We start from the raw sequence: 7,808 nt of genomic DNA, 5'->3' as shown, positions 1-7,808 counted from the left end.
ATGCGGCCGAGGAGGACGAATGTTCGCAAACAGCGACGAGTTGCTGAAGTTCATCTCGGACGAAGGTGTCGAGATGGTCGACGTCCGGTTCTGTGACCTGCCCGGGATCATGCAGCACTTCACGGTGCCGGTGTCGTCCTTCGACCAGTCGGTCTTCGACGACGGCCTGAACTTCGACGGGTCCTCGATCCGCGGGTTCCAGGCCATCAACGAGTCCGACATGGCGCTGTTCCCGGATCCCACCACCGCTTACATCGACCCGTTCCGGACCGCCAAGACGCTGGTCGTGAACTTCTTCATCCACGACCCGCTCACCGGGGAGGCCTACTCCCGCGACCCGCGCAACATCGCGCGCAAGGCCCAGGCCTACCTCGCGTCCACCGGCATCGCGGACACGGCGTACTTCGCGCCGGAGGCGGAGTTCTACATCTTCGACTCGGTGCGCTTCGACAGCGCCGAGAACGGCGCCTTCTACGAGATCGACGCCGAGGAAGGCTGGTGGAACACCGGCGCGGACGAGGGCGGTCGCAACCAGGGCTACAAGATCAGGTACAAGGCCGGCTACTTCCCGGTCCCGCCCACCGACCACCAGGCCGACCTGCGCGACGAGATCGTGCTGCACCTGATCAACGCCGGCTTCTCGGTGGAGAAGGCGCACCACGAGGTGGGCACCGCCGGCCAGGCCGAGATCAACTACCGGTTCAACACGCTGCTGCACGCGGCCGACGATCTCCAGCTGTACAAGTACATCGTGAAGGGCACCTCGTGGGCGGCCGGCAAGACCGCGACGTTCATGCCCAAGCCGCTGTTCGGCGACAACGGATCGGGCATGCACACCCACCAGTCGCTGTGGAAGGACGGCGAGCCGCTGTTCCACGACGAGTCCGGTTACGCCGGCCTGTCCGACACCGCGCGGCACTACATCGGCGGCCTGCTGCACCACGCGCCGAGCCTGCTGGCGTTCACCAACCCGACGGTGAACTCCTACCACCGGCTGGTGCCGGGCTTCGAGGCGCCGGTCAACCTGGTCTACTCGCAGCGCAACCGCTCCGCCTGCGTGCGCATCCCGATCACCGGTGACAACCCGAAGGCCAAGCGCCTCGAGTTCCGCTGCCCGGACTCGTCCGGCAACCCGTACCTGGCGTTCTCGGCGATGATGATGGCCGGCCTGGACGGGATCAAGAACAAGATCGAGCCGCCGACGCCGATCGACAAGGACCTCTACGAGCTGCCGCCCGAGGAGGCCAAGGACGTGGCCCAGGTGCCGGCGTCGCTGAACGCGGTGCTGGACAGCCTGGAGAAGGACCACGAGTTCCTGCTCGAAGGCGGCGTGTTCACCGCCGACGTGATCGAGACGTGGATCGACTTCAAGCGTGAGAACGAGATCGACCCGCTGCGGCTGCGCCCGCACCCGCACGAGTTCGCGCTGTACTACGACGTGTGATCCGGTTCGGACCAGGGGCGGTGGCCGGCGGCCGCCGCCCCTTTTCACGCGCTACTCCGAGTCGGACAGCACCGGATCAATCCTGGTAGAAGAGCCGCTCCACCACGGTGCGGGCCCGCCGCATGGTCCGCCGGTAGGAGTCCAGGAACTGGCCGGAGTCGGAGTCCAGCGGATGGCCGAGCACGCTCGCCACCGCGGCCAGCTCGCGTCCGGACGTCGGGATCTGGTCGGTCTGCTTGCCCCGCACCAGGGTCGCGGCGTTGCGGACCTTGGTGGCCAGCAACCACGCCTCGCACAGCGCGGTCGCGTCCTCGGCGCTGACCAGCCCGGCACCCACCGCGGCCCGCAGACCCTCCACAGTGGACGTCGTGCGCAGCTCGGGAACCCGGTGCGCGTGCTGGAGCTGCAGCAGCTGCAGCGTCCACTCGACATCGGCCAGCCCACCCCGGCCCAGTTTGGTGTGCGTGGTCGGGTCGGCCCCGCGCGGCAGCCGCTCGTTGTCCACCCTGGCCTTGATCCGCCGGATCTCCCTGGTGCGGGCGGAATCCAGCCCGCCTTCGGGATAGCGCACCGGGTCGATCGCGGCGATGAACCGGGCGCCCAACTCCTCGTCCCCGGCCACCGGCCGGGCCCGCAGCAGCGCCTGCGCCTCCCACACCTCGCCCCACTGGGCGTAATAGGCGCGGTAGGACTCGAGGGTGCGCACCAGCGACCCGTTCTTGCCCTCCGGCCGCAGGTCAACGTCCACGTGCAGCGGTGGGTCCTGGCTCGGCGAGCTGAGCTGCCGGCGCACGCTCTGCGCCACCCGCGAGGCGAACGCCACCGCGGCCGCGTCGGTCACGCCGGGCACCGGTTCGCAGACGAACAGCACGTCGGCGTCCGAGCCATAGCCAAGCTCGGCGCCGCCGAGCCGGCCCATGGCGATCACCGCGATGGTCGCCTGCCGGCCGCCCGCCGCCACCGACTCGGCCCGGTAGACGGCGGCCAGCACCGCCTGGAGCACCGCACACCACACCGTGGACAGCGCGGTGCATACGGCGCGCACCTCCAGGAAGCCCAACAGATCCGCCGACGCCACCCGGAGAAGCTCATGCCGGCGCAGCGACCGCGCCGCTGCCACCGCATTGCCCAGGTAGCCCTGCCGGTTCACGGCGCTGCGCAGCGACCGGGCCACCTCGTCCGGGTCCCGGCCGGCCAGCGCCTCCGGATCACCGAGCAGCCGCAGCACCTCGGGCGCGCGGATGATCAGGTCCGGGATCAGCTTCGCCGTGCCCAGCATCCGGGCCAGCCGCTCCACCACGGCGGCCTCGTCGCGCAGCACCCGCAGGTACCACTCCACCGAGGTGAGCGCCTCGGACACGCGGCGGTAGGCGAGCAGGCCACCGTCCGGGTCGGGCGTGTCGGCGAGCAGGTCCAGAATCACCGGCAGCAGCGCGGTCTGGATCGCCGCCCGCCGGGACACGCCGCTGGTCAGCGCGCCGATGTGGTGCAGCGCCCCGTCCGGCGCGGCGAAGCCCAGCGCCGCCAACCTGGCCTGCGCATCCTTTGTGGTCAGCCGCAGCCCCTCGGTCGGCACCCGGGCCACCGCCTCGAGCAGCGGCCGGTAGAACAGCTTCTCGTGCAACCGCCGGATCCGGTTGAGGTGCCCGCGGAACTCGGCGGCCAACACGTCGCCCTCACCCCGGCTGCCATCCGGCCCGATCCCCGCCGCCCGGGCCAGCCAGCGCAGCATGGCGCCATCCCGCTCCTCCGGGAACAGGTGGGTGCGGCGCAGCCGCTGGAGTTGCAGCCGGTGCTCGAGGATCCGCAGGAACCGGTAGGACTCGGCCAGCTCGACGGCGTCCGCGCGGCCCACGTACCCGCCCTCGCCGAGCGCGGCCAGTGCGTCCACAGTGGACCCGAGGCGCAACCCCTCGTCGCCCCGCCCGTGCACCAACTGCAGCAACTGCACGGCGAACTCGACGTCACGCAGCCCGCCGCGACCCAGCTTCAGCTCCCGGCCGGCCAGCCCGGGCGGCACGTGCTCCTCCACCCGGCGGCGCATCTCCCGGACGTCGGCGACGAAGTTCTCCCGTTCGGCTGCCGACCACACCAGCGGCCGGACCACCTCCAGATAGCGCTCGCCGAGCGCGGTGTCCCCGGCCACCGGCCGGGCCTTGAGCAGCGCCTGGAACTCCCAGGTCCGGGCCCACCGCCGGTAGTAGGCGGCGTGCCCGTCCAGGGTGCGCACCAGCGCGCCGGCCTTGCCCTCCGGTCGCAGCGCGGCGTCCACCTCGAAACACGCCTGCCCGGCCACCCGCATCATCGTGGTGGCCACCCGGCTGGCCAGCCCGAGATCTCCCTCGGCGACGAACACCACGTCCACGTCGCTGACGTAGTTCAGCTCCCGGCCGCCGCACTTGCCCATCGCGATCACCGTGAGCTGCGCGGCGTCCGGGTCCGCGCCGGCGTCGGCCCAGGCCCGCGCGAGCGCGGCGGCCAGCGCGGCCTCGGCGAGGACGGTCAGCCGGCCGGCGACCTCCTCGAATCCCGGGCGCGGCAGGTCCGGCTCGACCAGGTGACCGAGATCTTCGGCGGCCACCTCGAGCAGCAGCCCGCGGTAGGCGGCGCGCAACGCCAGCACACCGTTGCCGGCTCCGGTCGCCGCGGCGCGCAGTACCTCGGCGAAGCCGTCCGGGTGGACGGTGCGGTCGGTGACCAGGCGCCGCCACTCTCCCGGCCGGGCGATCACGAAGTCGGCCAGTGCGCTGGACGAACCGAACACGGCCAGCAGCCGGCCGCGCAGCGCCGGATCGGCGGCGAGCGCGGTGTCCAACTCGGCCCACCCGGCCGGATCGGCCTCGCGCAGCCGGGACAGCTCGCGCAGTGCCAGGTCCGGGTCGGGCGTACGGGACAGCGCGGCGAGCACGCCCTCGCGGTCGGGCACCGGCCCGGCGTCGCCCCACCAGCCGGCGTCCCGCAGCGCCGCCTCGGCCCGGTCGTCGGTCAGGCCGAACCGGGCGGCGGACGGGACGGACCGGGCGCGATCAACCACGCCACACGGTAACCCGCCGGATCAGGTGTGGCCGACAATCCGGTGCGGCCGGTAGGGCTCCTCGAGGCGGTCCACTTCCTCGGCGGTCAGCGCGATGTCCACCGCGGCAACCGCGTCGGTGATGTGGTCGAGCCTGGTCGCGCCGATGATCGGCGCGGCCACCGCGGGGCGGCCGAGCAGCCAGGCCAACGCGACCCGCGCCGGCGGCATCCCGCGTGCGGCCGCCACCGCGCGGACCGCGTCCACCACGTCGAAGTCGTCCTCGGTGTACAGCGAGTCGCCGAAGGCGTCGTTGTTGGCCCGCAGGGTGTGCTTGACGCCGCCCCGGTCCCGGGTGCCGGCGAGCAGCCCGCGCGCCAGCGGGCTCCACGGGATCACCCCGACGCCCTGGTGGACGCAGAGCGGGAGCATCTCCCGTTCCTCCTCGCGGTACACCAGGTTGTAGTGGTTCTGCATGGCCACGAACCGGGTCCAGCCGTTGCGCTCGGCCGCGTGCTGCATGGCGGCGAACTGCCAGGCCCACATGCTGGACGCGCCGATGTAGCGGACCTTGCCGGCGCGCACCACGTCGTGCAGCGCGGCCATGGTCTCCTCGATCGGGGTCTCCGGGTCGAACCGGTGGATCTGGTACAGGTCCACGTAGTCGGTGCCCAGCCGGCCGAGCGAGGCGTCGATGCCGGCCATGATGTGCTTGCGGGACAGGCCGCCGTCGTTGGGGCCGGATCCCATGGGCAGGAAGACCTTGGTGGCGAGCACGTAGTCGTCCCGGTGCGCGAACAGCTTGCCGAGCAACCGGCCGGTCACCGTCTCGCTGGCCCCGGCCGAGTAGCCGTCGGCGGTGTCGAAGAAGGTGATGCCGGATTCGACGGCGTGCCGCACGATCGGCTCGGCGGCGGCCTCGTCCAGCGCCCAGGCACGGGACTGCGGATCGCCGAAGCTCATCATGCCGAGACAGATCCGCGAGACCTTGAGGCCCGACGCGCCGAGCCGGGTGTACTGCATGGGTTCTCCTCCTGTTGGTGGATCGCGACACCGGCGATGACCAGCGCCAGCCCGGTGAGTTCCTGCGGTGTCGGAAGCTGTGCCAGCACGAGCATCCCGATGACCGTCGCGGTCGCCGGCAGGATGCTCAGCATGAGGGCGAAGGTAGCCCGTGGCAGCCGGGCCATGGCAAGTTGGTCGGTCACGTACGGGATCACCGACGAGCAGATGCCCACCCCGATGCCGGCGAGCAGCCAGCCCGGGTGGGTGAACGCCGCCGCGGCCGGCCCGATGCCCACCGGCACCGCGACGACCGCGGCGATCAGCATGGCCGCGGCCAGCCGGTCGACGCCCTGCCGCCCGGCGCCGGCGATCCGGTGGCCGAGCACCACGTACAGCACGAAAAGGGCGCAGTTGGCGAAGGCGAGCGCGATGCCGAGCGGCTCGGCGACGATCCGGACGTCGGTCAGCGCGACCACGCCGGCCACGGCCAGGACCAGGGCGACGGCGTTGCGCCGGCCGCGGATCCCGACCGCCGCCAGCATGATCACGCCGAGGAACTCGATCGCGCCGACCGTCGCCAGCGGCAGCCGAGCTATGGCCAGGTAGAACACCGTGTTCATGGCGGCGAGCACGGCGCCGAGGGCGACCAGCACCCCCAGTTGCGGCCGGTCGAGCCCGGACATCAGCCGCCAGGGCCGGCACCAGATCGCGAACACCAGCGCGGCGCCGGCGATTCGCAGCCAGGCCACCCCGGGCACGGGCACGTGGGCGAACAGCAGGACGGCGAACGCCGGGCCGAGGTAGTGGAACACCGCGCTGACGGCGAAGTAGGCCGGCGGCGGCACTCGGTCGATCATTCGCATGGGAGGTATCTTCCAAGCAGGCCCGCAGCAACGGAATGGGTAGTTGAAGGTGAGGAGCACGATTTGCCTACGGAACAAAGGTCAGTGCTCGACGAAGTCAACGTCCGGCTGCTCACCGAGCTGCACGACAATCCACGACTCGCGATGTCGGAGTTGGCCCGGCGGGTGGGCATGTCCGCGCCGGCGGTGACCGAGCGGGTGCAGCGGCTGGAGCGGCTCGGCGTGATCGCCGGGTTCCGGATGGAGATCGACCCGGCCGCGCTCGGCATGCCGGTGACCGCGATCGTCCGGATCCGGCCGGGCCCGGGTCAGCTGCCGAAGATCGCCGAGGCGGCCCGGAGCACCCCGCAGGTGGTCGAGTGTCTCCGGATCACCGGCGAGGACTGCTTTCTGCTGCGGATCCACGGGCCGTCGATCGGCGAGTTGGAGGAGATCCTGGACCGGTTCCTGCTCTACGGCCAGACCACCACGTCCATCGTGGTGTCCACCCCGGTGCCGTTGCGCCCGCTGCCCGTGTCCGAGCGCTAGGCGAGCGGCAGGCCCGGGCGGGCCGGGGTCGCCGGCTCGAGCTTGCCGGCGGCCAGCTGGACGAACCGGGTGACGAACGGCCGCCAGGTCTCCTCGAGGTCGCGGTGCAGGGCGGTGAGGCGCTCCCGCGTCAGGTCCCCGTCCCGTGCGGTGGCCGCGGCGTCCGGGTTGGTCCGGGCCCACTCCAGCACCAGCTCGGGGGTGGTCTCGATGTGGAACTGGATCCCGTAGGCGCTCGGCCCGACCCGGAACGCCTGGTTCGGGTAGCGCGTCCCGGCGGCCAGCAGCTCGGTGCCGGGTGGCAGCGTGACCACCGCGTCGGCGTGGAACTGCAGCACGTCCGGCATGAACGGCAGGTCGGCGAACAGCGGGTCGCGCCAGGCGGCGTCGCGCTTGGCGACCAGGCCGGGACCGACCTCCGGTCCGGCCTCGCCGATCGCGACCCGGCCGCCGACCGCCGCGGCCAGTAGCTGCGCGCCGAGGCAGATGGCCAGCACCGGCAGTCGCGCGGTGACCGCGCGAGCCAGCAGCCGGCGCACGTCGGCGAGCCACGGATGGTCGAGATCGTCGCCCGCACCCATCGCCCCGCCGAGGCACACGATGCCCTGGTAACCGGCGGTCCCGTCCGGCATCGGCGTCTCGGCCGGCCGAACGACCTCCAGCTCGGCGCCGGTTTCGAGCAGCCAGCCGGCCAGCGGGCCGGGCGGGTCCAGCTCGTCCGGTTGGATCAGGAGAAGTCGGGTCGCCACGATTTCGAGGTTAGCCCGGGCAGCCGGCGGAATCGAATGCCATGGGCCTGTGAAATGGTCTGAAAATGCGAGCAGGGCCCCCGTGGTGGGGGCCCTGTTCGGGTGTTGTGTCCGGCGGTGTCCTACTCTCCCACATCCTGTCGGGTGCAGTACCATCGGCGCTGGAGGGCTTAGCTTCCGGGTTCGGGATGGGACCGGGCGTTTCC

The 7,808-nt window shown here is 71.8% G+C and carries 6 protein-coding genes and 1 rRNA gene; 2 read left to right on the top strand and 5 right to left on the bottom strand.

The features are described from left to right. Positions 1-19 precede the first annotated feature (19 nt). Positions 20-1,444, top strand: coding sequence for a type I glutamate--ammonia ligase (glnA, locus tag VFV67_RS00300; protein ID WP_326466290.1), 1,425 nt, complete (start codon positions 20-22; stop codon positions 1,442-1,444). A gap of 76 nt (positions 1,445-1,520) precedes the next feature. Here the strand turns inward: glnA and VFV67_RS00295 are convergent, their stop codons facing one another. The 3 genes from VFV67_RS00295 to VFV67_RS00285 are packed head-to-tail and all read right to left on the bottom strand — an operon-like array spanning position 1,521 to position 6,325. Continuing rightward, positions 1,521-4,478 carry a bifunctional [glutamine synthetase] adenylyltransferase/[glutamine synthetase]-adenylyl-L-tyrosine phosphorylase gene (locus VFV67_RS00295; RefSeq protein WP_326466289.1) on the bottom strand — a complete coding sequence of 986 codons (2,958 nt, stop codon included), beginning with the start codon at positions 4,476-4,478 and terminating at the stop codon, positions 1,521-1,523. Between the two features lie 21 nt (positions 4,479-4,499). After that, on the bottom strand, positions 4,500-5,480 hold the full coding sequence (locus VFV67_RS00290; RefSeq protein ID WP_326466288.1) for an aldo/keto reductase: 981 nt from the start codon (positions 5,478-5,480) through the stop codon (positions 4,500-4,502). After that, positions 5,420-6,325 carry an EamA family transporter gene (locus tag VFV67_RS00285; RefSeq protein WP_326466287.1) on the bottom strand — a complete coding sequence of 302 codons (906 nt, stop codon included), beginning with the start codon at positions 6,323-6,325 and terminating at the stop codon, positions 5,420-5,422. Before VFV67_RS00285 ends, VFV67_RS00290 begins: the two co-directional genes overlap by 61 nt. Positions 6,326-6,409: 84 nt before the next feature. Between VFV67_RS00285 and VFV67_RS00280 the strand changes: the two genes are divergently transcribed. Then, on the top strand, positions 6,410-6,853 hold the full coding sequence (locus VFV67_RS00280; RefSeq protein ID WP_326466286.1) for an Lrp/AsnC family transcriptional regulator: 444 nt from the start codon (positions 6,410-6,412) through the stop codon (positions 6,851-6,853). Here the strand turns inward: VFV67_RS00280 and VFV67_RS00275 are convergent. Together VFV67_RS00275 and rrf are read right to left on the bottom strand one after the other, a co-directional pair. Next, positions 6,850-7,605 (bottom strand): type 1 glutamine amidotransferase, encoded by a 756-nt coding sequence (locus VFV67_RS00275; RefSeq protein ID WP_326466291.1) that lies wholly within the window; start codon positions 7,603-7,605, stop codon positions 6,850-6,852. The two genes, VFV67_RS00280 and VFV67_RS00275, sit on opposite strands and share 4 nt — an antisense overlap. A gap of 106 nt (positions 7,606-7,711) precedes the next feature. After that, positions 7,712-7,808 (bottom strand): 5S ribosomal RNA (gene rrf / locus VFV67_RS00270); the annotation flags it as partial.

The sequence above is a fragment of the Actinophytocola sp. genome (assembly GCF_035762905.1).
GTDB lineage: Bacteria > Actinomycetota > Actinomycetes > Mycobacteriales > Pseudonocardiaceae > DASYTH01.
The sequence above is the reverse complement of the archived record's forward strand: the minus strand, read 5'-3'. Positions and strand labels throughout refer to the sequence as shown.